This is a genomic window from Sulfurovum sp. (assembly GCF_049668085.1).
Taxonomy (GTDB): Bacteria; Campylobacterota; Campylobacteria; order Campylobacterales; family Sulfurovaceae; genus Sulfurovum.
In genome coordinates, this window is the sequence record NZ_JBATIY010000063.1 from 1 (window position 1) to 1,992 (window position 1,992).

Here is a 1,992-nt window from a genome sequence, read left to right on the forward strand (position 1 = left end):
GGTGAAGAAAGAAGTGATGACAGTGAAGAAGTATTTAATGATAGAATGAAAATTTATACTGATCCATTGACAGATATTCAAGCATTTTATACAGAGAAAGACCTTTTAAAGGTGATCGATGGTGCCAGAACACTTGAAGAAGTGGTTGCAGATATGGAAGCTTTTGTAAAGAGTAAGATCTAAAACTACTTACCCACTTTTATAGTGGGTAACGCTACATTTTCCTATACTATATTTTCTTATCTAAAATATAATCCCTAATTATTTATATCACACTTTTATTTATATAATTAAAACAAATATTGTTCAATCATCAAAAAATATACGATAAAATTGCAAAATATGCTTTAATATTAAATAAAATTAGATACTATATATGTACATTAACTAATAAAAGGACAAGGTAATGAACGTAAAAACAACAAGAAACTTAGGGAAATTGATTGCGCTTTCACTCATCACATCAACGATGTTACATGCAACAAATGGAGATAATCTTATCGCTATAGGTACTAAAGCACGTGGTATGGGTGGGACTAGTATAGCAGTTTCTCATGGAGCAGAATCAGGTATTTCAAACCCGGCAATGATAACATCGATAGAAAGTTCAGAAATTTCATTTGGTGGTACTGTTTTCATGCCAGATATTCAGACAACAATAGCTGGTTTTGCAGATGGCGGACTCACAAGTGATGCAGACTTAAGTATGATTCCAGCAGTATCTCTTGCTCATAAAATAGATGACAATTGGTACATCGGTATTGGTATGTGGGGTGTAGCTGGTTTGGGTACAGATTATCAAGACAATCCACAAAATCTTATGGCGGGACTCAGTGGTAACTTTAAAATGGTTACAAATCTCCAGCTTATGCAATTTGGTGTACCAATCGCATACAAAACAGGTGGTTTAAGTGTAGGTGTTACTCCTATCGTTCAATATGGAAACTTAGATATTAACTATGTTATGCCAGCAGGATTAAATGGTCTTCCAGCAGATATGTCTGTCGGTTCAGGTATTGCACAAGACTTTGGTTTTGGATGGAACCTTGGTATGTCTTATGACTTTTCAGCAAATGGTGTAAATGGTCTAACTTTAGGTGCAATTTACAAATCTTCAATTGAGATGGACTATGACGGTCAACTTACTACTGCTGTCGGACCATTCACTATGGGTATGCCTCAAACACTACTTCCTGATGGAGATAAGCTTGAGCAACCATCTGAATATGGTGTAGGTATTGCTTACCAAATGCAAGGACACACTTTTGCATTTGATTACAGAAAGATACAATGGTCAGACGCTAAAGGATATGAGGCCTTTGGTTGGGATGATTCTGATGTATATGCATTTGGTTATGCCTATACAGAAAATGAATGGACTGTCAGACTTGGTTACAACTATGCTAGTTCTGCAGTAGTTGAAACTATGGATCCAAGACTTAACTTCTTTAATCTTTTAGGTTTCCCAGCAACAGCAGAAAAACATTATACAATTGGTGGAAGCTATGTATTTTCTGATTCATTTTCTGTTGACTTAGCATATGTGTATCAAGATGAGAATACAGAAACATATGATGTAAGTGGTCTTGGTTTTCCTAGTACTATAAGTACTGATCACTCAGAAAACAGTATTGCTTTCCAATTAGCATATAAGTTCTAATCACTGATCTAACTTTTAGAAGAGATATTAAAAGCATCTCTTCTAAACTCCCTATTACAATTAATGCTCATTCTCCTACAAATACAACACCTAGTACACACATATAACTATTAGCATCTTATTAAAAAATAAAATACGCTATATCTACATATATATTGAAAACAGATTTGTATTGGACCTTTATAGTATTCATCAATAAGAAATAGTCCCATATAACAGTTATTATTGTAGAGGTAATACCCAACCACGTAGAAGCAGGTAATCTAGAGTTATAATCGAGCCCTAGGCATGTAAACAAGTGCTTGTATCTCTCAGTAAAGCATGTGTAAAAT

The 1,992-nt window shown here is 34.4% G+C and carries 1 protein-coding gene and 1 pseudogene; both read left to right on the forward strand.

Annotated features, from left to right (window positions below):
* A pseudogene (locus tag WBM70_RS03885) lies at window positions 1-183 on the forward strand (adenylate kinase); the annotation flags it as partial.
* Between the two features lie 223 nt (window positions 184-406).
* Window positions 407-1,660, forward strand: a complete 1,254-nt coding sequence (locus tag WBM70_RS03890) for an OmpP1/FadL family transporter (RefSeq protein ID WP_424557195.1) — start codon at window positions 407-409, stop codon at window positions 1,658-1,660.
* The last annotated feature ends 332 nt before the right edge of the window (window positions 1,661-1,992 follow it).

Excerpts from the sequence above, each read along its gene's own strand:
- WBM70_RS03890 (WP_424557195.1), top strand. The coding sequence starts at position 407 with ATGAACGTAAAAACAACAAGAAACTTAGGGAAATTGATTGCGCTTTCA.